The following is a 21,378-nucleotide window of genomic DNA, read 5'->3' on the forward strand; positions in this document are numbered from 1 at the left end:
TTCGGATGTGCAGAATACTGCCAGAATGATCCTCACATGTGTAGACAGATCGGATTTGTATCATCCAGCGACCGGTCTCTCGTAAGATGCGTGATACTTCGGCTTATCCTGAAACCAGGATCCGGGCCGCATCGTCCACCCTTGCCGACATCACATCCCACTCTATCAGCCCATTGCAATTAAAGCAATTTTTGACCGCTTCATAGCTAAAAGAAGCCAGAATCAGTACATTCAGACAGTCAGGGAATCAAATCCCTGCTATCGAGGCTTCCCTAATATTCATCAAAATGAGGTATAAAGATTTGGCTGTTATTATTCAAAGTAGAGGTCACCATCATCTTTCAGGTACACCTCAATTTTTTCCCTGACCAGCCGGGATTTATTTTTTTCAGGGATTTCTTCACGAATACGGTTCATCAGCTGAATATTATCATACCGGACCTTTATCCCCAGTTTTTCAGCTTCGTTATAGATCTTCTTTGAAGCCTCAAAAAGGTCAGAACCCTTATCTATTGTACAGAGATGGCGTGCATCCAGGCTGTAAAAAAAATCCAGAGTCTCACGCGCCCGCTTGATATTCTCCATCGCAGACTTCTCTATAGTGCAGATATTTGCCTTTGAAGTCCGGATAATATCAGCAATCTGCTGCTGGGTAAGACCAGATCTTCGGTACCTGAGTACCTCCTTCTGCCGGTCTGTAAGTAACCCTTCTTTCATAAATTCAGTTGATCACTAAAAATTTAAACTGGTTTCGTTAACCTGCTCAATAATAAACAAATGTTAATCCAAACATCCCTTCCTTTTTAAATAAAATATAACACGCGCCATATGAGGTATTTTGGTAAAAATCGATTTCACAATATTTATTATGATATTTTGTCAAAGTATCGTTGAACACACGAAGGTGTAGTATGGTTGTAAAAGTAGGAATTGCAAAACTCGGAAATATTGCCAGCGGCGTTATGGCAGAACTTCTCCTCGATGAGCGTGCAGACCGTGAAGATATGCAGACCTTCATGGCAACATCCGGTACCAAGCTTCAGCCTGAAGATATCGACCGTGTTGTTACCAACATGAAGGCATGGGGTCCGGACTTCTGCATTGTCGTCTCACCAAACGGAGTTCTCCCAGGTCCAAAGGGCGCACGTGAAGCACTTGCAGCTGCAGGTATCCCATGTGTTGTCATTACCGACGATATCACCACCAAGAAGGAAGAATGGGAAGCACTGAAGGCAAGCGAATTTGGATACGTCATCATGAAGGGTGACTCCATGATTGGTGCACGCCGTGAATTCCTTGACCCCATCGAAATGGCTGACTACAACGGAAACCTCATCAAAGTACTCTCCATTACCGGAGCATTCCGCAAACTTCAGGTTGCCCTCGATGAAGTCATCGACCAGGTAAAAGCAGGAAAGAAGGGCAAGGACCTTGCACTCCCCAAGCTCGTCATGACATCAGACAAGGCTGTTGAAGGCGAATTCAGCAACCCATATGCATATGCCAAGGCCCGTGCAGCATACGAAATCGCGCAGGCAGTAGCCGGTGTCAATGTCAAGGGTTGTTTCATGACCAAGGGCTTTGAGAACTACACCCCAATCGTTGCATCCGCACATGAGATGATGCGCCAGGCAATGCTCCTCTGTGAAGAAGCACGCGAGATGGAAAAGGCAACTGACGCTGTCATCCGCAAGCCGCACAAGAACGATGGAACCCGGGTTGCAAAGAAGACCCTCATCAGCAAACCAGAGTAAATTAAACCCTTACGGGTTCTTTTTTTCCCTGATTTACGCACCATTATTCGTACGCCACAGCCCACCGAGATCTTCCGGTAAAGTCAGAATGACCGGTTCAAGATGAAGTTTTTCCATAAAAGCCGTGTCAGATGTTGAAAGCGAATTGGGATTTATGCGTGCTATGAGAATGGCAAATGCAGAAAAAAAGTTACGTTGATTCTCCTGCCCGAAGAAAACAGACAAATTCCAAGCCCCATGACCGATATCCTGATAGAAATCAAGAACACGGACGAGGTCATCAGAAAATGAACGAACCGATTTTTTAAAATCTGACACGGTTACACCAGGAAGGACACACCGTATCTCCTTTTCTCCGACCGGAACAGGATGAGCATACCAGAAAAGATTCAATCCATCCAGAAATCGTTTCGAGGTTACTTCATGCGAACAGAGATCAGACCACCAGGAACGGGCATGCTTCTGAAAATAATCCCGTGAACCCTCGAGATACTTCATCGGAAGAGTATCAGGAACAGGATCAGCAAGACCCTGGAGATGAGGGTGAGGAAGTGATGCACCGGCGGAGGGGAGAAAATTCCAGTTTATTGAGACATATCCGGATCGATTTTCCAGGATCTGTATCTGGGCCATGAGCGCATCATGAATCTGATCACAGGTGAAGGAGCGGACCTGGTGCTCCCTGGTCATCACAGTGACAATGTGATATGATGCGAAGGGATAGAGGTTCGGGAATGTTATGCTCTCACCAATAATCAGGCGGGAACCATCAGGAAACACCGGCGTTACTTCAGTTACAAGACCCTGACAAAAGGGACACCCTTCTGAAGAATAAACCGGAATATCTGGGACTCCGATACCGCGTTTCAAGCGCTCCGGACAGATGCGTGATCTCATACCGGTGAGAGAATCAGTCCTGAACTCAATAAATCCGCTATCGTGTTCATGGCGACTGGTCAGAAACATTTCATCTTCCCAATATCCCCTATGAGGATATCAGTTTTACCCTGATCCAGGAGCCGAGTACATATTCAGCACAATGAATTTTCAAAGAATTATCTAACGATACAGACAGGCACAGGGCGATTAAAAAAAGATATGGTATATGATTTTACACGACGTATTTGCCGAGAAGACGGATGGAGTTTACCATATCCGGACCAAGTGGTGAACCAAAGATGATCTGGGTAACACCGGATTTTAACAGGTCCTCACACTTTTGCTTGACAGTGTCCGGATTTCCTGCAATGGTAAATGCGTCAATAGTTGCATCATCGACATTCTCACCTGCGGTCTTAAAATCAAACTTTGCAAGTGCTGCTTTTATGTTGGCAACCTTGGCAAGATCGAGTCCATGACGCTGGAGGAGAGGTTCTGGTGAACCGGCGGCGATGAAGGCGGCAACAATCTTTGCTGCGTTCCGTGCCTTCTTCTCGTTCATGTCGATAGACATTGCAGTGTATGCACCAATGTCAAAGCCCTTCTTGCCTACCTTCTCACAGGCTGCCTTGATAATTGGGATGGCAACGTCGAAGTCCTTCGGGTTGGATGCGTTAATCAGGGCACCGTCTCCGATGGTTCCGGCAAGTTCGAGAACTTTTGGCCCCTGGGCCCCGATATAGACTGGAATTCCCTTCTTTCCAGGAAGGCTGACACCGGTGAGCTTTGCGCCATCGTAGTCAAAGAACTTCATCCCACTCTTCTTTACTTCTTCTCCGCCCCAGAGTTTGCGCATCTGAACAACTGCCTCCTCGAGACGGCCGACCGGCTTCTCAGGATTGATGGCTAATTTTGGAAGGGTTGAAAGGTCACCAGGTCCGATACCCATGACTGCACGGCCATCGGATATCTCATTCAGGGTACATGCAAATGAAGCCATTGCAGCCGGAGTGTCGGTGAAGGCGTTCATAATTCCCGGACCCATCTTCAGGGTGGTGGTTTCCTGTGCAATTGCGGCAAGGGTCGGGTAGCAGTGGCGGTTGTTATAGTGGTTGGTGATCCATGCAAAATCGATATCTTTCGATTCTGCAAGCTTACAGTAGTTGACTACCTGTTTGACGGTAATGTTTCCCGGAACGAATTCTATTCCATAACTCAAGGTTAACACCTCATTTCTGTATTAATACCCATACCGGTAAAAATATTATCATTTGATATTGGATATTTTGAGATTTTTTGCCAGTGAAAAGGGAAAATCAGATAGAAATGACCCACTCATTGAAAAAATTACTGCAATATTCTGGATAACGCATCGGTTTCTCTTAGATAATCGCACATTATGTGGATATCTCTAGTACAGGAATCAGGAACACTTGTATCAGATGAACAGAATACATATACACAGATCCTCGTGAGCAAGTACGGGCGTGATATAACACTATGAGACTGCTGATTCTCGGGCTTGGGACTGCAGGAAGTAAGATAGCAGACGCAATTATCCGGCCATCTGGTCACTCCGCACGATGTTCAGACCTTCATGCCATTGCAGTTGACAATGACCCTGAAATTCTGGAGCATCTGACCCATATCGGAGAGGAGGCGAAATTTTACTTTCCTAAAGATGATATCGAAGCCCCGGAATTACTCACCACCAGATTTACCATCGATGAAGTAAAGTCGAAACTGAAAGGATTTGATGTGGGTACACACGATGCCGTTCTGGTATGTGCAGGCCTTGGAGGAGGACTGGTAAGTCTTGTTCCACACCTCGTCTCGATTATCAGGGAGACAATGTTTGAACCTGTCTTTGCCCTCGTCACCATCCCAACAGAAGATGAGGGGGAATCACGTCTTTTCAGGGCCATGAAGAACCTGCAAATGATCCGGCCTCTGGTTGACGGAGTCATCATCTTTGATAATCAACTCTGGCTTGACAAGGCACGGGGAGAACTAGCAGAAACGACCCTTGAGCAGCGGCCTGTCGGAATTGCAGAAAAATTCTGGATACCTGGAACATCTGAAAAGAGAGGTATCGAGCCATATGATCTTGTTAACCGGCATATTGCGCGAAGGATTCGGTTACTGGTGCATGCAGGTGAGATACAAAAGGGAGTTCCTCAGACCGTGCTGGACTCCCGCGAGATACTCAATACCATCACCGGCATGTCATACATCACCATCGGCCTTGCAGAAGAAGAGCTGCCGGAGCATGGCAGAATCAGCATTCTCAGGCAACGAAGCGAAACCCGTGTCGGGAGACAGGAACGGGCTGCCCGCATAGTCAAACTTGCAGAAAAGGCAGTGTTCCGCGACATATCATCATATTGTGATTTTTCAACCGCAAAAAAGGCTCTTATCCTGTTATCAGGCCCTGAAGAAGAGTTGTCCATGAAAGGCTACATGGCCGTGAGAAAATGGATCGATGAAAGTATTGACGGGTTTGAGATGCGGGCAGGCGATATACCGGTCTCATCCAGGCAGTCAAACCGTGTTTCAGTTCTCATTGTCTTCTCAGGTCTGAAGACCGTCACCAGAGTTCAGGAACTCTATGAACGCTTTGGACAAAAAAGAGATGATCGTGAATAATTATCGATCGACGACACGTGAAAAGGGGATCGTACCGGCACCAATCTCAGTCTTTAATTTATAACCTGCTTCCACGGCGCCACCTATCGAATTCATGCCAGAATATGACACCAGTGAGATCCGATGAGGATCGGTGAGCAGATTAAAAATCCTCCCCTTTCCCATCATAAGGGGAAACCGAAACCCGCAGGCCTGCATCTCCTGAATGAGTGTTTGACTGCGCTCCTCGGCAGCACCCGGGATCTGGCGGACATTTGCCAGCAATATTCCTGAACCGGTGTTGATATACTGATTGATAGAAGTGAGACCAGCTCCGAGGAAGAGCTGAAGAGAGTCGACCGTTGAGCCCTGGTACCCGATAATATTCATAAACCGAACCGGTTTTTTATCTTCTATCTGAATTGTCCCGCCATAGGCTACCTTTACCGGGATGCCATTATGCTGGAAAACGCCGTCCATGGTAATGCTGCAGACGGTCAGAATACCGGTGTGACCCGAAGGTACCCGTGGATCCCGGTCAATTACCGAATATCCGGAGAAGAAACTACACCCTGCATCCCTGACTTTGTCAAACATCTGTGAGACTGGTTCAAGTATTTCATCAGGGACAATGGTGAGATTATATGCCACATCCCCGGTAGAGGTCGCTGGATCAAAGGTACTTCTAAAGGCGAGCCGTTCAAGTTTTGATATTACAAACCCGATCCGATCGTCAACAAGAGCACGATCGGTCTCCATGATCCCGGATGGGGTGAGAATCCGTCCCTGATTACCAACCTTTTCAGTAAAACCCCGGGTATCAAGATACCTCAAATAATACTGAACTGCACGGTCTGTCATCACATAGCCCCGTTCTGCCAGCATTTCAGACAGGCGTTTGGCTCCCATCGGTTCCTGGTGTTCCTTGAGGATGCGAAGAATTTCGATGTATTTATGCTCGGTCTTGATCATCGTGCTGTTACCACCCCATGACTGTCCTGATACCTGCCGGAATACCCGGCACCAGGTGCGTCTACCTGTTGAAAGACCATCTGCACTATTCTGTCGCCTTCCTGCACAGATACATCTTCTGTTCCACAATTATACAGACATAAGGTGAGATGACCGCGAAAGCCGGGATCCACAAACCCTCCACTGATGAAAATTCCGCGCCGTGCAAATGAGGAACGACACCGGAGTGTGGCTGCAATATCAACAGGAAGTTCAACCCATTCCTTACTTGCAAGAAGCGTCATCATATTCCTCCGGATGACGGAGGGTTCTGATGCTCGCAGGTCATAGGAGGCGGGTTGCTGACTCTCCTCTGCATAAGGCCTGAGAATAATACCTCCTTCTTCAGCAGATAACTGGAGACGGGCACGAATTGACTGCGATGACAGGATCATATCCTACAGGTGGGAGAATAAAGATTATCAGCCTATGGATTATAATTCTGAGGGGATCCATAGGGTAGCGGATATCCTACCGGGCTTCGGACCCGGAGACGTGGGTTCGATTCCCACTGGATCCGTCTCTTTTACAACGATTTTCTTCGGTTGCTGTGACTTCTTCTGCGAGGCCGTTGTCTTTTTGATAAGAACATAAAAAGGCCTGCACCGGCAATAAGGAGAATCAATGTTGCTGCTACAGGAATGAATGGAAAGGGAGCAGAGGAACCATTGCTGACTGTGGCAGGATTATGAAGCACTATGGTATTTGGGTTCGTTTCTGTATTTGCAGATGTTGAATTGGGATAATAGCCTCCTTTTTCTGCTTTGATGCGATACATTTTTCCTTCGATTGCAGGGAGCATGCATGTTCCGTTCAGATCCGTCTCACATGAGTTCAGGGTTTCCTGGGCATCTCCAAGAAGAAACACTGACACTTCCCGCAACGGAGCACCATACGCATCAATGACCTTTGCTTCAAGGTCGATGAACTCACTTTCAAGCACTACTACGAGTTCACTAGTCTCTTTCCCAGGAGTAAAGGTCAGGGTATTTCTTTTATAGCCATCACGGTTCACAATGAATTCATATGGCCTGATCTCAAGTGACGGGATCATCAGCCTGCCAAATTCATTGGTATCACCAATCATGATCCCATCCATCTGAACAGATGCATTGGACAGGGGTTTTTGATCTCTGTTATACACTGAAACAAAAATAGTAGATTTTGCCTTTACCAGGGGGAAATCGACCACCTGATCCTCAAACGAGATGGTTCTGGAAACATGTGACGGCTCATACCCGTCGGCAGAGATATCAAAAATATGTTCTACATTTCTGCTAATATTTGAGATGAGTATCCCCCGATCATTCGTTGTTCCAATCTTAATCCCATCAGCCTCAATATGAGCTGACTGAATCGGATATGAACTCACAGAATCCAGCACTCGAATTGAGATTCTGTCATTTCGGACAAGGGAGTACTGGACTGTTGTTGAATCCCCCCCGGTTACAACGGTATCATGAATTGCCTGAAAATTCGGGGCATTTATCTCAAGGCTGTATACCTGATCTGCCCGTAGACCAAGGGAGGCCTTCCCTTCAAACCCGGAACGGGCCTCATACCTGATTCCATCCTCGCTGGTCACAACGATATATGCATCCTGCACAGGTATGAGCGTGTCAGCATCAAATACCTCCACATGGAGAGTGCTGTTTCGGACCAGAAGCGGAACCAGAATCGCAGTATCATTCTCTGTCGGTGATCCGGTCCATTCGGTATAGCCACCCTTTACAACCCTGATATTTGGCAGATGCCCTTCAAAACTCAGGTTATATGCGCCGTTCACATCAGTTTTCCCTGCAATTTTTCCATCTGCATAAATTATCGCTTCAGGTATCAGCACAGTTCTGTCAGACTGTTCAAATACAATGACCATCACCGAAGAGCCGGAAACAAGGCACAGTGACAGGACCAGACATAGACTGACGATACATACAGCGGAAAAATGCATACCTGATATAGTGTGTTGGTGGTTCTATAAAAAAAGGATACGGGATAACCCGTTATTCAAGATTTCTGGATCTCCCGGGTACCCACTCTCTGACATTGGGGACACGGTCGATTAGCATACCCTCAACCATAACCGGCCTGAGTCTTCGTGCTTCCTCAATTGCTTTTTCAAGCCGCCATTTCCGGTCTGCATAGATCGTGAAGATGGGGTCACCCTTGGAGAGGCTGGTGCCATGTTTAGCATGAAGATAGAGCCCTGCTCCATGATCTGCTGGCGCACCTGCGGTCCGTGCAATTGTTATCAGGGAATGGTTGTTCAGATCAATAACATACCCGGTACTGTCTGCACGGACCGTGTAGAAATGCTCTCCCACCGTTATTTTTTCCGAACTTACATCAGGTGTTCCACCCTGAACTGCGATGATATCAAGGAATTTTTTGAGTGCCTTTCCTGACCGCAGTATCTCAAGGGCAAGGTTTGCCCCCTCACCACGGTTTGCTTTTCCTGCAAGTTCCAGCGCAATACCCGCAATTACACAGCTCTTCTGAATGAGTGACCGGGGGGAATCACTTCCTTCCAGAACACTGAGTGCCTCCTTAATCTCCAGCTTCGGCCCAATCGCCCGGCCAACCGGGGCATCACCGTAAGTCAGAGCACACTCAACCCGCATATTGAGCCGTTCTCCAAGATCAATGAACTGCCGTGCAAGTTTTTTCCCTTCTTCTATGGTATGCACCTTGCAGTATTTTCCGACCGGTATGTCGATGGCAACGACATCTGCACCTACTGCAAATTTTTTGGCCATAACACTTGCAATCATCTGACCGATCTGATCAATCTTAAAAGGGTACTCCTGAATGATGATCTTATCATCAGCAGGTGCAATATTCGTGGCACCTCCCCAGACAATCACCCCACCGGTCTTTATGGTCATCTCCTGAACTTCTGATGCACTAAATTCAACCGGGGCAAGAACCTCCATAAGATCTGCTGTCCCTCCTGCTCCGGTAATTGCCCGTGAACTGGTCTTGGGAATTAAAAGACCGCTTGCAGCAATAATGGGAACGACAATAAGTGATATCTTATTGCCCGGCACACCCCCGATTGAATGTTTATCGACGATTGGTCCGGCATGGAATGAGAGCTGGTCACCTGTCTCAACCATGGCACGGGTAAGTGACTCAATCTCATCCATGTCCAGTTGATTGATATAGGAACTTACAACAAAAGCGGTAATTTCACTCGGGGAGAGTGTATCCTGAACAATATCAGCAACAATAGCCCTGATATCCTCACGGGTCAGTTTCTCTCCTTCCATCTTCTTTTTTATATAATCAAGAGAAACCGGACGGTCTGCAACCCTGACCTCGACAACCTCATTTTCGGTAAGGGTCAGTTGCTCATTCGTGTGATGGTACACGCCAATACGGCCCTGGTCGATAAGAGTGCCAGTTGTCTCCACATAATCTACGGTAGCCTTGCCGGTAACAGGAGAAGAGATGACAATCCGGTCACCCGCAAGCACTCCGAGTGATTTTGCATCATTATGATGTAAGAGAATTCCCCGTGCAGCAATATCCACCAGTCGGACGGTAAGTCTCATACCCGGTATATGCAGCCTGATCCTATTTATGGCCGTAGGATTTGGATATAGAGATTTGAAAAAAAGGAAGTGTTAGTTGGTTTAGTTCCGGCGCATTACAAAGAATGCGACTGCACCAAGACCTGCAAGGGCAACCAGTGCACCAAATCCTGGGGACTGCTGGGTCGGCTCAGGGGTTGGTGGAACGGTGGTTGGCTCAGGGGTTGGTGGAACAGTGGTCGGTTCCGGAGTCGGGGTTTCATTGACTACCGGTGCTTCGGTTGGTGCAACAGTTGGTGCTACGGTCGGGATAGCTCCAGCCTCAACAACGTTGAAGAGTGCAGTCTCGACGGTGTTGGTGGTCACACCAGAGACACGGACGATGTACTCATCCGGCTTGAATGTGCTTGCATCAACATTGAATGCCCACTTGTTCAGACCATCAGTGCCCTGCTGGACCTTGACAGTTCCGGTTGCACCGCTGAACTCACCACTCTGTGACTTGTCGGTCGGCTTGAATGAGGATGAAGTTACCTCGACAAGCAGATCATTGTCGTCATACATGAGGTTGGTGGTTCCGGCGATCTCGAACTTGGATCCTACAGCCTGCTCACCGATCGGGTTGATGGTGATCTTGGGCTCCTCAACGAGGAACTGCATCTTGGTGTAGGTATCGTCGACCATTGGAGAGTTGATTGCCTGGATAAGTGCTTCTGCAGCGTCAGTTCCCTGAAGTGCTCCGGATCCGCCAAGCTTGAACACCTGGGAGTTCCGGGTCGGGTAGGAACCATAGACGTACTGTGGCTCGAGCGGGTTGTCTGGATAGACATCAAACTCGTTGTTGTACATCGGGTGCTGGACTACGACGAAGTACTGTCCTGCATAGAGGGATGAGGTCGTTGCACTCTTGATCTCGTGCTCGAATGACATGTCATCGTTCACGGATTCTGTTGCATAGAGAACCTTGTTCTTTCCAAGAATCCAGATTGCGACACCCTTGGACGGATCGCCTTCTGCAGTACCACGGAGGTACATCTTGTCACCCTTTGCAACAACACTTGCAGATGCGGTTGCCTGGATGTATGGCTTCTTGATAACGAGAGATACGGTGTCGTACTGTGCGTCGCTCAGGTGATCCTTGTCACGTGGAGCGCTGACAGCATACACGGTGTAAGTTCCTGCATCAATCTCAAGGTTGGCAGTCTGCCACTTGAACTCGTAGGTGTCGTCATCCTGAACGTCAGCCTGATCAAAGGATGCCGGCTGGTCGTTGTTGACTTCCTTACGTGGAGATTTCAGCATTCCTCCTCTGGTTGGGAGGTTTGGACCGGTAATATACAGATAGGTAACGTCAGTCTCGGAGTTGGTACCGGAGAGTTTGACTTCCTCACCAAGGTAGTAGCTCTGGTCTCCAGATGCAACGATAGTAACATCGCCCTTTTCTACCTTGACATCGACCTCATCAGACTTGTACTGACTTCCGGATTTGCGTTCTACACGGATAGTGTACTTCTTGTCCTTGGTGTCCTTGGAAGTCTTCCACTCAACGGTTCTGGTTCCACTGGAGTTCAGTTTCACAAGTGCGTAGAACTTGGTTCCGTGGAATTCTGGGTCGTCGGGGACATCCTGCTTGATGCTCTTCCCTGCTCCACCTTCATACTGGTACTTACCGATCTCGTATGGTCCTGCTGCAGCGTCCTGCTTGACATCAACCTGTGCGTCGAGGATCATAGGTGGCTGGTCATCAGGCTGGCCGGTCATTGAGCCAGTTCCCTTTGCCCAGACATAGTACTCAGCATTTGGGACACCAGTGATGGTTACAGAGAAGGGGTTGCCACGGACTACTGTGTCCTTGTTGGCTTCGATCTTCACCTGGTCGGTGGCGATCTGAACACTCTTTACCGCAGAGATGGTCTTCCCGGTGTAGTCTGAACCGTCGGGTGCAGTATACTGATCCTTCATGCCGTTGGCGTTACACTCTGCCCAGACGGTGTAGGTACCTGCCTTATACATGCGGTTCCCATACTTGTCCTCGGCTGCAGTGTTCCATCCATCGTTGGATGCCGGCTCAGTGTGCTTGTTGTCAGGGCTTACCCAGTACCAGAGCTGCTGGTTGACAGCAAGATTCGTCAGCGAAATTTCCTTTCCGTTGTTTCCGACAAGGTTGGTGTAGACACCACCATCTGCACTCTTTACTTTGATCTTGAAAGGTGCATCTGCAGGCTGGTACCCTGGACGGGTGATGATGCTCTGCATGTTGGTCTCAACGACAAAGTTCCCGTAGTTGCCGACCGGAATTGCCTTACCGGTGACGTCTTCATTCACGGAGCCGTCCCAGATCTTCAAGTTCAGAGAGGGTTCCTTGATGTTGAATGCGAGCGGGCCTTTTACGCTGCCGTTCCACTGATACCAGTTGCCGGTCTTTCCGACGAAGATATCAGGAGAAACATAAAAGTTCTGTGCATTCGTAACCTGCTGAATATCTGCAGGCTGTTCAGTCTCGGTGTTGGTACCTGGCTGCCACCATGCGATCTGGCTGGATCCACCGGTTGCTGCAGAAACATCAAGTCCCTTCTCACCAAGGAAGACTTCTCCTCCGGCTGGGATCTTGTTGATTGCTGCAGATGCCGGGAATGCAACAAGTGCAAGTGCAACAAGCACCATCATGACAACTGCAAATTTTGCGTTCATTACATGTCCTCCGAACAAACGTTCGATTCGCATCTATCCGCCGATCAGCCATTGTTATTGGTGACTGTTCACCGGACAGATACTCTATACTCCGAGAAATCGAAGTATGACTAGATATTTGTGAAATGCCTTTTATATCCTTTTTGGTATGGAACCCTTTGAAAATAATTATCAGAGACCCCATTTTTTCATATTCTCAAAATTTCATCGGATTTCCTGATCGCCATCCGGATCCAGGTTAACAGAACCATTATGTATCATCTCACAAAGGCATCTTTTCGCGCATTGAATACTCCGATACTCAGGGGCATTCTTCAGATGTAAAAACAATTATATGGAAGAAAAGATAACATATAAAGGCTTCAGCCCGATAGTGTAGAGGTCAATCATACAAGGCTCTGGACCTTGTGACAGCAGTTCGAATCTGCTTCGGGCTATCATTTTTCAAAATTTTTACTTAGAGAATATATTCCCCATACCGCTGTATGACCAGTATGGTACCTGTCCAGATCAAGAACTGCAGGATCGGTGATTCCACCATGTTCAAGCAAATTCACCACCTCAACAATTCTATCCTCTCTTTTTTTATCAGTCCCCATTGATAACAATTTTAAAAAGAGTATCAGATGTCCTCCTTGCTTGAGAAAAATGAGATTTCTCAAGGCAATTTCAGCCTGGTCACGCTGGGCAATATCCTGAATGAGAAGATCCACCGGCTCGACGAAGGGAAGATACCGTTCGGGATATCGTGCATCTTCAAATAATGGGATAATGTTTTTTCGTGCCCGGGCAAGGCGGATAAGACTTCGTACCGGCCGGGGAGAGAATTCCACTGCATACACGACCTCCGCGTAATCAGACAGGAATGAGACCGTTGACCCGGCAGCGGCGCCAAGATACAAAATACGGGCGTTTCTGACAGGAGGCTCACCATGTATATGGCATAATGCAGCAACCTTACTGTGGCCAGGATCCCATATCCGCATACCATGATACACACGGTCTCCAGGTAAAACTGCTCCGGGAGATAATAATTTTCCATCCTGCCAGATCAATCCGTCTTCCCTGCCCGGCATATCTTCTCACCAGCTTTTCTGATAAACTCATCATCTAAAGCTCCCCTGAAATAATCTATCCTTGCAGCGATTGCCAGCTGACATGCAAGTACTCTGCTCACTCTTCCTCTGACCCGTCGTTTTGCATGATGGACTCCCTTATACTGGTATATGATACCATGTTTCGGGGGATTTGTCCCGCTTGTCAGATGCATAAATAATGATGGTCCAGCTCCCAGTACCTGAATTGATGCTGCGGGCATACCGGCAAGATGATATTTACTTCCCGCTCCTGCAAGAAGACGGGCACTCACAAGTGGGCCGCATAAGGCAGACATATTTGGCAGGCATTTTGTTGCGTAATCACGAACATTCTGTGAGATAAGAGTCCGGGATTCACGGAACCGCTGGATATTTCTTGCAAGGTGACTCATCGGTTGCGTCTGATCTTTTGCCAGACTCTCGATAAGAGAACTGATATTCCTTTCATACCCGGATAGTCCGGCGGGGTGCAGTGCAATATAGTAATCCTCAATCTTCTCCGACAGACGGGCAATAGATTGATCAATCTCATCAAGGATTCTGATAAGATGGATGAGTGCTGCCTCGTCTTTATCACATCGCTCTTCTAGGTCACGAATAGTCAGCCCGATTGCAATGTCCTGAAGGATTGACAGATATCCATTCCGGTCAGGAACAAACCCGGCGCTGACTGCCTCCTCCCAAAGAGGTAAGGGGAGTAATTCCGATTTGCCACGGCTCTCGCGTATAGTGTCGATTATATCCGCCAAGGATGAAGTGGCAGGAGTCAAAAAATCCGCCGGTCCCTGTTGAAGGGCCTCATACCAATACTGAAATGCCCGATTGACCTGATTTTTGGCCATTTATATCACCATACCCCAAATGAATAGAGTATTACCGGAATGGTAACAACCCCCATGCAGGGAACCCGTGAGACCGCAATCATCTCAGGTATCATCCCGATTCCCGTTGCAAGTATGAGAATTACCAGCCCGAAGGGACCGGTCAGAATACCACACACCAGAACAAGCGTGATTGCAACCCCGGTATTCAGATACGAACTATTCAGACCGGATAAGGATGAAGCCGTCCCGGCAAGACAAACAGTAATTCCGTACGCACCAAGGGCAGCAAGGCATGCGATTGTCAGAAGAAAGAGGATAGGTGGCGTTTCAAACCCGGAAAATGCGGCCATCACCCCGTTTCGCATTCTTCCAATGGCAACAAAAACTGCGATACCAATAATACTGTTTGCGAGAGTTGAAGCACCAATCGCAGCAAGGTAATGAAATCTCTCCTGATCATACGGAATCCAGCCGGAGATTACGGTATTGGCACTTGCAGTTGATAAGCCAGGAAGCCATCCAACAACCAGTCCGGCAAGTGTCCCGGGAAGAGCAGCACGAGCCACAGTCCTGGTCGGGATTGAGAGACCTGAAAACCGCTGCCTTGGAATGGTCCCTTCAGACGCCGTCAGAAGGAACGGGAGACCAAATAAACCGGTCAAGAGTGGCATAAGGATGCTCCCCGCTCCAAGGGTGTTCCATGAGAGGTACTCAAACCTGAAGGCAAAGAGACCAAGAATGCCAGACACAAGGCAGATGGCACAGAGCCAACCTGCGGCTTCACTGCGCACGATGACCATCCCCATTATCAAAACCAGGAGTGAACCGGTCAGGATATCAACAGAGGACTGAAGAAAGGGGATAAACCATAGTGCCGCAAGAGCCAGCGGGATAGCAAAGATGACTCCCCATAGACTTCCAAGGGCTGATATTCGGACCGCTTCTTCCCCTTTTCCATCAAGCGTGAGAGAGTGAGCCGGCAGAACCGAGAGGGAGGTCCCGTCATCCGGCACCCCGAGGAATGTAGCCGGAATTATTTCAAGAAACGAATGGGTGATGAGCGTGGCAATAAGGATCGCTGCCATTCCCTCCGGTCCCAGGAGAGGAAGGAGAGCAGGAGAAAATCCAAGGAGAAGGGCTGCTATCATGTTTGCATGGATTCCAGGGGTCAGACCACTGATTATCCCACACATCATCCCCCCCGTTATACCGGCCAAAACATGAATCATCTGGTTCTCATGGATTTAAGTGTATAGAACGCATAAAATATCCGCATCCGTTCTGAATAAGAGGGGCCAGGGGGATGATATGCGGATTGCAATTACACGTCTGAAAGGAAAAGAGGGAGATGACCAGGCAAGGTGCGCACGAAGGGGGCATGATTGTTACCCGGTCTCTCCACTCATCGGAGAGATGAATCCTGACCAGATTGATGCATTTATTCAGGATGTAAAGGACAGGAGATTTGACTGTATATTCTTTACCAGTGCCCTTCCGGCCCACCAGATTGGACCATATCTGCATGACCTGCCACTTCCCAGGGTCATAGCAATCGGTCCGCAAACCGCGAAAGCTCTCAGAGAATTTGGCATCATGTGCGAGGTGCTCCATGAATTTTACTCACGGGCATTCGTTCCCTTCCTGGGGGACTGGATCGTAGGGAAAAAAATCGGCATCCCCCGATCTGATGCACCAAATGATAAACTCCTCCAGGGAATACGGGATGCCGGTGGTTTTCCAATTGAATTTCAAATTTACGCACTCATCCCGACGTATGAACTGCTCAACCTTGACAAGGCGGAGGGCATTCTTTTTACCAGTGCCTTGTCATTTAAATCGGCTATCTGGAAACGCCGGGAGGATCTTATCCTTATGGCTATCGGAGAGGTAACAGCGGGGGCCATGGAGGAAGCAGGCCTTATGCCTGATGTCGTAGGGGATGGATCTCTCGAAGGGACACTCGATGAACTCAATCTCTTTCTTCTCATGAATCCGGGTGGATAATGGAACGATCCTCTTCATTTCTGGCACATATTGCTGCACACCAGGGATCGATCATCCTCATCGATAAACCCCGTGGGCCATCCAGCCACCAGGTAGCAGCATGGGTCCGGGAGATTACTGGTGTATCATCCGTTGGTCATACCGGAACCCTTGATCCCCCGGTCTCCGGAGTACTTGTCATTCTTCTCGGGCGGGCAGTCCGACTTACGACCATTCTGCATCAGGACGATAAGGAATATGTGGCACTGCTCAGGCTGCAGGGAGATGTATCAGATGCAGAACTTGCTGAAGTCATTGAGCACTTCACCGGAAGGATCTACCAGCGGCCACCCAAGCGGAGTGCAGTAAAACGTGCCCTTCGAATCAGGGAGATCCATGAACTGGAGATGCTGGGAAGGGACGGAAGACTTGTTCTCTTCAGGGTGAAATGTGATTCAGGCACCTATATCAGATCACTGTGTCATCATATCGGCATGGCCTGTGGGGTGGGGGGAGCGATGGTTGAGCTCAGGCGGACCAGATCAGGTCCCTTTTCCGAGAAGGATTGTGTCACCCTTCATACCCTCCGCGATGCAGTTGAGAAGGCACGTGCAGGCGATGATACGTATCTTAGGAAGATTATACGATCACCTCTTGAAGCATTGCACGGGTTTCCAAGGATACAGATGAAGGAATCAGCGGCTGATGCGATCTGTCATGGTGCCAGACTCTCTTCACGAGGCGTTGTCAGCCATGATACATTCCAGATGGAGGATCTGGTTGTCATGTTGGCCGGAGATGACTTTATCGGAATCGGTGAGGCTCTGGTTTCAAGTTCGCGGATTGTGCCTGGTGAAAAGGGACTGGTTGTCGCACCTCGCCTTGTCATGCAGGATATCGGAGTATACCCTGCAGTCTGGAAAGCTCATAAGCCAAAGAGAGAAAAGTCTTAAAACAACTGACTGCCAACATATGTAGGCATCTTTTATTTGCTGAGGTAGTCTAGTCTGGGAAGGCGCAAGATTGGAAATCTTGTGGGAGCAATCCCTCGGGAGTTCAAATCTCCCCCTTAGCGTAAATTTCTTTTAATTCTGTTTTAGATCTGTCAAGATATTTTTATTGTCTCCACAATGGGTTTCGAGAGTTAGAAATTTTAGGATCGATTGGGACTTTTTGTAGACACTCTCTTCATTTTTTGTTCCTTACCTTTTGTCCTGTGATATTAATCTCTGGAATATCAAGAATGGAAATTCTGGCTCATGTAAAAGAACATTTAGGAATCATATAGATATAGCATTATACGATTTATATTAGATTGGAAGCCCAATACAACCTACTACAGAGAAACTGGCGGAGATGAGAGAGACACTATGCATGTGAATGTGAGCGGCTCTTACATCCAAATCCAACAATATGGAAGGCTTGACAACTCAAGAAAAAATATCAGGTGACTGATAGACCAGACTGGTAATCAAACGCTTTTGAAAACTTGACTATCCCCCCACTTACTTTTGCCTTATCTTTCATTGAGTTTGTTGCTGATGTCCTGTTCCATGATGCCCCATCATCACGGGCTTCCATGATATCAGCAGAAAACTCTGTTGCCACTGTCCCGATTGCATACCCCAGACCAGATACAGGATTTGGTGTGAGATCGATCTGGTATGATAGAGCGGACGGAACTGATCCATCAGCGGCTACTATCCTGGCTTTCGCTGACGTTGAATACTGGGCACTGTTTACATTGATCAGTGAACTTCGTGCCCTGACCGTATTACAGAAGGCCGGAACTGTAGCCGAAGAACCGGATGAAAACACACACCGGCCGATACCATTCGTATCTGAATAATTCCCACCTGAGTTTATGACCAGGGATTCGTCTGCTATGAGGTGACTGCCATCGATACTCTCATATGTTACTACTTTGTCTGTTTCAAAGTTATAGAGACCCTTTGTCTGATTCCTGGAATCAAAATCAAGAGAACTGCTCAGCATCAGATGCCCCCCGTTCGTCATCAATGAATCTTTGTAGAGTAAGGACGCCATTGTCTCGTTCGGTCCAAAGATTCGATCTTCTAGTGTTCCGGATGAAATTGTCCAGTCGAACGAGGTATCAGTGCTGACGTATCCGATAACGTCGATCAGAGTCGTGATCGATATCTGCTGGTTTTCAGGCGTTGCATTCGGAAGAAAGTCGGCCCCTATTGGAGATGATACTAAAAATAATGCCATAACGGCAATTACAGCTATTCGTATCCAAAACATAAACCCCACCCACCAATGCTAACTGTATAGTTGTCAGGATAGTATAAGTACCTAATCAGGTACTAAAAAAGAGGAAAACTGAGATAATTATGTATAGTACTTCTCTATCTGTGATTCATCAACATCAATAGTTTGGTTTGTTTCTATGATACGATAGGGCCCGGTTGTTTTGACATCATATGGGGAATTCGTAGTTGCATAGGGGAGAGTAAAGGTGCCATTCTCACTCTGCTGACGGTAGGTGAAATGACGGCCCTGGTTCGTTACGATGGGGACTTCGATGGTTCCGGTTCCGGGGATGGTGTATCCCTTGACCCGTTCGAAGATCTTGATGTTGTTGAGGGTTACGTCGCCAGGGAAGGTTTGGGTTCCATTAGATTCATAGATGAGACGGTAGTTTTTGAGGGCTGGGGTGTCGGTGATGGGGGAGGTGTACATCAGAGATATTATCTCTGTGTTAGACCAAGGTTGAGACAAGAATTGAATTGTCTGGGTCTGATCAATGGGATACATCTTTTGAAGGAGAGGAACTTCTTTACCTGACACGATTGTGCTTTGATATTGAATAACCACACTGCCATTGGCGTGCACATACGACCCATCATTAGCGTGAAGCTTAACAAGAGTAGTATTAAAAAATGCGGGTTTCATTCCTAGCATCGGAGTAAGTATCGAAGAGGTTTTACTTGCTCGATTATAAAAAACAAAATAATAAGGATCTTCATCTGGTTGTGCAGGTATCCATTTTTGAATCATGGGAAAATCGTTAAATAAATACTCATTTGTAGTAATAATATATTTTCCATGTAATTGTGAGGCGATCATTTCTGCTTGAATATTAGAATCAGCAAGGAGGAACTTAGCTACAGGAACGATATTATCCTGAAAAGGAGAGGTTGCAGGAATTTTATGAGCCAAGACAAGGATCCAGTGCCCACTAGTCCACCAAGATATTACCGTTGATATATTTTGGGGATATGAAAAAGATTCCTTATAGATTGAATAATAATCAGGAACATCGGTGTTATTTTGCTGAGATAACCATTTTAATGATTGAATCCATTCATCATTTATAGAATCTTTAGGAGTTTCATTTAATCCAACCTCCATCGCAACAGGAATAGAGAGAATAGTGATCATAGTTATTAAAAAACCAATGCAAAGAATACCCTTGTTATTAATAAAAATTATTTTCCAGAAAAATTTATTTTTATTATCTTTTTGAATTTTATGATGCCTTACCTGAATTTTATCGTACAGTGCGGAAAGAAATACTCCAGCCAATATGACAAAAATTTCACCACTATAATATTGAAATCGGACAACTAGTAAACTTATTACTATATAGACTGATGCCCATATAATAACAGCTAAATTAAGTGGATTTTTCGTCCGATAAAATTGGAAACATAATATTAAGAATCCAAAACAGGAAAGAATTGCAGTAATATTAAAAACTTTTAGAAACGTGAAAATATTGGATGATTGCATCTCTTGAATTGTTACAGAGGTACCATTTAGCGCAAAAAATCTAGTTACCATATTTGTAAAACTATTAGAAATTTCCGAATTAATTAAAATTAATAAGGCCGAGAAAACAAAAAATATCATTAACAATATTCCTGTATAAAAAAACCTATTTTTTGCAACTATGAATCTCGATAATATATAAAGAATACCTGATTCAGCAATTATTCCTGCAGGAATGAAAAGATGAATTATCGAATATTGCCCTAATGACCACCCTGATACCTGGATCCCGCTTAAAGCAAATAAAATTATGAACAGGCCAAAAATTATCCCATTCATTACAAAAATCCGACTATAGTCTGATTTTTCTGTAATAAGAACTGGTAGGAAAAATGTAAATAGGGCAATAATTATTGCAATTAAGGTACAAGTAGGCATCGTCATAATAGCCAGGTAATAGAGAATGCCACAAATTATTGAAAGTACTATTACCAGATTCTGGATTTTAGAATTCCCAAAATAGTGATGTGACCAACTCTTTGTAGATAAAGGTGCCTTCCATTTGGTTCTGTTATTATTATTAGCATTAAAGTAGGATAATAAGATAAAATAACTGATAAAAAAAGAAGAAGTTACGACAACCTCCATTATATGATGATCGACATCACCAAAAAATGACCTGAAGAGGGTTTCTCCCCCGACAACACATATTAAGATCGCAGCGAACCAGCCGGCTTTAACATCCCAAATTATTTTACCGAACATATAACAGAGAGGAATGAGAACCATACCCAAAATGACAGGAACCCATGAAATTGCACGAATAATATCGCCCTGGATAGAAGCATTTAGTATTAAAGCAATTAAACTGCTAAACAAAGGGAATACCGGCCCCCAATCAACAATCTTACCATTTGGATAAGATAAGAATGGATCAAACCATGAGTAATTCGGAAAATGATGAATTATTTGTTCTACTTGTCGGACGGTATACCAAGGATCTGTCGATGAGACTATGGGCTGTATCGACTCTAGGAGAAAATCCGATGGCAATAATCGAATCCATAACCCTAATATCACAAAACAAAAAACAATTATACCTAAAAGGATATTTAAACGGCTAATTGAGGACAAATTCATTTCTATCTCAATTATTTTTCATCTACAACATCATTAAATCATCTTTCGATGAGTGCATTCTCTAACCAAAAATCAGACTCATTCGTTGGAAGAATTACAGATAATG

At 46.4% G+C, this 21,378-nt stretch carries 17 protein-coding genes and 3 tRNA genes; 7 read left to right on the forward strand and 13 right to left on the reverse strand.

Annotated elements, in window-relative coordinates; all coding sequences use genetic code 11:
• Positions 1 to 312: 312 nt before the first annotated feature.
• Entirely contained in the window at positions 313 to 717 is a 405-nt protein-coding gene (locus tag MHUN_RS11720; protein ID WP_011449217.1) for a Tfx family DNA-binding protein, read from the reverse strand.
• Positions 718 to 911: 194 nt separating this feature from the next.
• On the opposite strand from MHUN_RS11720, the gene MHUN_RS11725 reads away from it, so the two are divergent.
• Positions 912 to 1,754 (forward strand): F420-dependent methylenetetrahydromethanopterin dehydrogenase, encoded by an 843-nt coding sequence (locus MHUN_RS11725; protein ID WP_011449218.1) that lies wholly within the window; start codon positions 912 to 914, stop codon positions 1,752 to 1,754.
• A 33-nt stretch (positions 1,755 to 1,787) separates the two neighbouring features.
• On the opposite strand, the gene MHUN_RS11730 is transcribed toward MHUN_RS11725, so the two are convergent.
• Both MHUN_RS11730 and MHUN_RS11735 read right to left on the reverse strand, forming a co-directional pair.
• Positions 1,788 to 2,720, reverse strand: a complete 933-nt coding sequence (locus MHUN_RS11730) for a galactose-1-phosphate uridylyltransferase (protein WP_011449219.1) — start codon at positions 2,718 to 2,720, stop codon at positions 1,788 to 1,790.
• Positions 2,721 to 2,865: 145 nt separating this feature from the next.
• On the reverse strand, positions 2,866 to 3,852 hold the full coding sequence (locus MHUN_RS11735; RefSeq protein ID WP_011449220.1) for a 5,10-methylenetetrahydromethanopterin reductase: 987 nt from the start codon (positions 3,850 to 3,852) through the stop codon (positions 2,866 to 2,868).
• Between the two features lie 281 nt (positions 3,853 to 4,133).
• Here MHUN_RS11735 and MHUN_RS11740 point away from each other — a divergent pair, with 281 nt between their 5' ends.
• Positions 4,134 to 5,279 carry a tubulin/FtsZ family protein gene (locus MHUN_RS11740; protein WP_011449221.1) on the forward strand — a complete coding sequence of 382 codons (1,146 nt, stop codon included), beginning with the start codon at positions 4,134 to 4,136 and terminating at the stop codon, positions 5,277 to 5,279.
• Here the strand turns inward: MHUN_RS11740 and MHUN_RS11745 are convergent, their stop codons facing one another.
• Positions 5,280 to 6,230 carry a DUF128 domain-containing protein gene (locus MHUN_RS11745; protein ID WP_011449222.1) on the reverse strand — a complete coding sequence of 317 codons (951 nt, stop codon included), beginning with the start codon at positions 6,228 to 6,230 and terminating at the stop codon, positions 5,280 to 5,282.
• Positions 6,227 to 6,664: a dCTP deaminase gene (locus MHUN_RS11750; RefSeq protein ID WP_011449223.1), complete on the reverse strand. Its 438-nt coding sequence runs from the start codon at positions 6,662 to 6,664 to the stop codon at positions 6,227 to 6,229. The genes MHUN_RS11745 and MHUN_RS11750 overlap by 4 nt, the downstream gene beginning before the upstream one ends.
• 53 nt (positions 6,665 to 6,717) lie before the next feature.
• Between MHUN_RS11750 and MHUN_RS11755 the strand changes: the two genes are divergently transcribed.
• Positions 6,718 to 6,789: transfer RNA gene (locus MHUN_RS11755), tRNA-Arg, on the forward strand.
• Between the two features lie 6 nt (positions 6,790 to 6,795).
• On the opposite strand, the gene MHUN_RS11760 is transcribed toward MHUN_RS11755, so the two are convergent.
• The 3 genes from MHUN_RS11760 to MHUN_RS11770 form a co-directional block, all read right to left on the reverse strand.
• The gene (locus tag MHUN_RS11760) at positions 6,796 to 8,220 is read right to left on the reverse strand and encodes a carboxypeptidase-like regulatory domain-containing protein (RefSeq protein ID WP_011449224.1); all 1,425 of its coding nucleotides are present in this window, start codon (positions 8,218 to 8,220) and stop codon (positions 6,796 to 6,798) included.
• Between the two features lie 52 nt (positions 8,221 to 8,272).
• Positions 8,273 to 9,823 carry an AMP phosphorylase gene (locus tag MHUN_RS11765; protein WP_011449225.1) on the reverse strand — a complete coding sequence of 517 codons (1,551 nt, stop codon included), beginning with the start codon at positions 9,821 to 9,823 and terminating at the stop codon, positions 8,273 to 8,275.
• An 81-nt stretch (positions 9,824 to 9,904) separates the two neighbouring features.
• Positions 9,905 to 12,493 carry an MEMAR_RS02690 family S-layer glycoprotein gene (locus MHUN_RS11770; RefSeq protein ID WP_011449226.1) on the reverse strand — a complete coding sequence of 863 codons (2,589 nt, stop codon included), beginning with the start codon at positions 12,491 to 12,493 and terminating at the stop codon, positions 9,905 to 9,907.
• A 364-nt stretch (positions 12,494 to 12,857) separates the two neighbouring features.
• On the opposite strand from MHUN_RS11770, the gene MHUN_RS11775 reads away from it, so the two are divergent.
• Positions 12,858 to 12,930 (forward strand) — tRNA-Gln (locus MHUN_RS11775).
• On the opposite strand, the gene MHUN_RS11780 is transcribed toward MHUN_RS11775, so the two are convergent.
• From MHUN_RS11780 to MHUN_RS11790, 3 genes are read right to left on the reverse strand one after another with little or no spacing between them, the layout of a single operon-like run.
• Positions 12,931 to 13,569 carry a fibrillarin-like rRNA/tRNA 2'-O-methyltransferase gene (locus MHUN_RS11780; protein WP_048067485.1) on the reverse strand — a complete coding sequence of 213 codons (639 nt, stop codon included), beginning with the start codon at positions 13,567 to 13,569 and terminating at the stop codon, positions 12,931 to 12,933. It abuts the tRNA gene before it with no gap.
• Entirely contained in the window at positions 13,545 to 14,432 is an 888-nt protein-coding gene (locus MHUN_RS11785) for a Pre-mRNA processing ribonucleoprotein,-binding region (protein WP_011449228.1), read from the reverse strand. The genes MHUN_RS11780 and MHUN_RS11785 overlap by 25 nt, the downstream gene beginning before the upstream one ends.
• Before the next feature lie 5 nt (positions 14,433 to 14,437).
• A complete protein-coding gene (locus MHUN_RS11790) occupies positions 14,438 to 15,643 on the reverse strand; it encodes a tripartite tricarboxylate transporter permease (protein WP_048067486.1) in 1,206 nt (401 codons plus the stop codon).
• Positions 15,644 to 15,722: 79 nt separating this feature from the next.
• Here MHUN_RS11790 and MHUN_RS11795 point away from each other — a divergent pair, with 79 nt between their 5' ends.
• From MHUN_RS11795 to MHUN_RS11805, 3 genes are all read left to right on the forward strand, one after another.
• Positions 15,723 to 16,418, forward strand: a complete 696-nt coding sequence (locus MHUN_RS11795) for a uroporphyrinogen-III synthase (RefSeq protein WP_011449230.1) — start codon at positions 15,723 to 15,725, stop codon at positions 16,416 to 16,418.
• Complete coding sequence (locus MHUN_RS11800) at positions 16,418 to 17,350, forward strand: RNA-guided pseudouridylation complex pseudouridine synthase subunit Cbf5 (protein ID WP_011449231.1); 933 nt, start codon at positions 16,418 to 16,420, stop codon at positions 17,348 to 17,350. Before MHUN_RS11795 ends, MHUN_RS11800 begins: the two co-directional genes overlap by 1 nt.
• 38 nt (positions 17,351 to 17,388) lie before the next feature.
• Positions 17,389 to 17,472 (forward strand) — tRNA-Ser (locus tag MHUN_RS11805).
• A gap of 368 nt (positions 17,473 to 17,840) precedes the next feature.
• Here the strand turns inward: MHUN_RS11805 and MHUN_RS11810 are convergent.
• Both MHUN_RS11810 and MHUN_RS11815 read right to left on the reverse strand, forming a co-directional pair.
• Positions 17,841 to 18,662, reverse strand: a complete 822-nt coding sequence (locus MHUN_RS11810; protein WP_011449232.1) for a hypothetical protein — start codon at positions 18,660 to 18,662, stop codon at positions 17,841 to 17,843.
• An 87-nt stretch (positions 18,663 to 18,749) separates the two neighbouring features.
• Entirely contained in the window at positions 18,750 to 21,272 is a 2,523-nt protein-coding gene (locus MHUN_RS11815) for an oligosaccharyl transferase, archaeosortase A system-associated (RefSeq protein WP_011449233.1), read from the reverse strand.
• Between the last annotated feature and the right edge of the window lie 106 nt (positions 21,273 to 21,378).

Origin of the sequence: Methanospirillum hungatei JF-1, from assembly GCF_000013445.1 — an archaeon.
GTDB classification, from domain to species: domain Archaea; phylum Halobacteriota; class Methanomicrobia; order Methanomicrobiales; family Methanospirillaceae; genus Methanospirillum; species Methanospirillum hungatei.

Coding starts and splice junctions, on each gene's coding strand:
- MHUN_RS11785 (WP_011449228.1), bottom strand. CDS start 14,432: ATGGCCAAAAATCAGGTCAATCGGGCATTTCAGTATTGGTATGAGGCC.
- MHUN_RS11765 (WP_011449225.1), bottom strand. CDS start 9,823: ATGAGACTTACCGTCCGACTGGTGGATATTGCTGCACGGGGAATTCTC.
- MHUN_RS11720 (WP_011449217.1), bottom strand. CDS start 717: ATGAAAGAAGGGTTACTTACAGACCGGCAGAAGGAGGTACTCAGGTAC.
- MHUN_RS11795 (WP_011449230.1), top strand. CDS start 15,723: ATGCGGATTGCAATTACACGTCTGAAAGGAAAAGAGGGAGATGACCAG.
- MHUN_RS11770 (WP_011449226.1), bottom strand. CDS start 12,493: ATGAACGCAAAATTTGCAGTTGTCATGATGGTGCTTGTTGCACTTGCA.
- MHUN_RS11800 (WP_011449231.1), top strand. CDS start 16,418: ATGGAACGATCCTCTTCATTTCTGGCACATATTGCTGCACACCAGGGA.
- MHUN_RS11730 (WP_011449219.1), bottom strand. CDS start 2,720: ATGTTTCTGACCAGTCGCCATGAACACGATAGCGGATTTATTGAGTTC.
- MHUN_RS11725 (WP_011449218.1), top strand. CDS start 912: ATGGTTGTAAAAGTAGGAATTGCAAAACTCGGAAATATTGCCAGCGGC.
- MHUN_RS11745 (WP_011449222.1), bottom strand. CDS start 6,230: ATGATCAAGACCGAGCATAAATACATCGAAATTCTTCGCATCCTCAAG.
- MHUN_RS11750 (WP_011449223.1), bottom strand. CDS start 6,664: ATGATCCTGTCATCGCAGTCAATTCGTGCCCGTCTCCAGTTATCTGCT.
- MHUN_RS11810 (WP_011449232.1), bottom strand. CDS start 18,662: ATGTTTTGGATACGAATAGCTGTAATTGCCGTTATGGCATTATTTTTA.
- MHUN_RS11740 (WP_011449221.1), top strand. CDS start 4,134: ATGAGACTGCTGATTCTCGGGCTTGGGACTGCAGGAAGTAAGATAGCA.
- MHUN_RS11760 (WP_011449224.1), bottom strand. CDS start 8,220: ATGCATTTTTCCGCTGTATGTATCGTCAGTCTATGTCTGGTCCTGTCA.
- MHUN_RS11815 (WP_011449233.1), bottom strand. CDS start 21,272: ATGAATTTGTCCTCAATTAGCCGTTTAAATATCCTTTTAGGTATAATT.
- MHUN_RS11790 (WP_048067486.1), bottom strand. CDS start 15,643: ATGATTCATGTTTTGGCCGGTATAACGGGGGGGATGATGTGTGGGATA.
- MHUN_RS11780 (WP_048067485.1), bottom strand. CDS start 13,569: ATGCCGGGCAGGGAAGACGGATTGATCTGGCAGGATGGAAAATTATTA.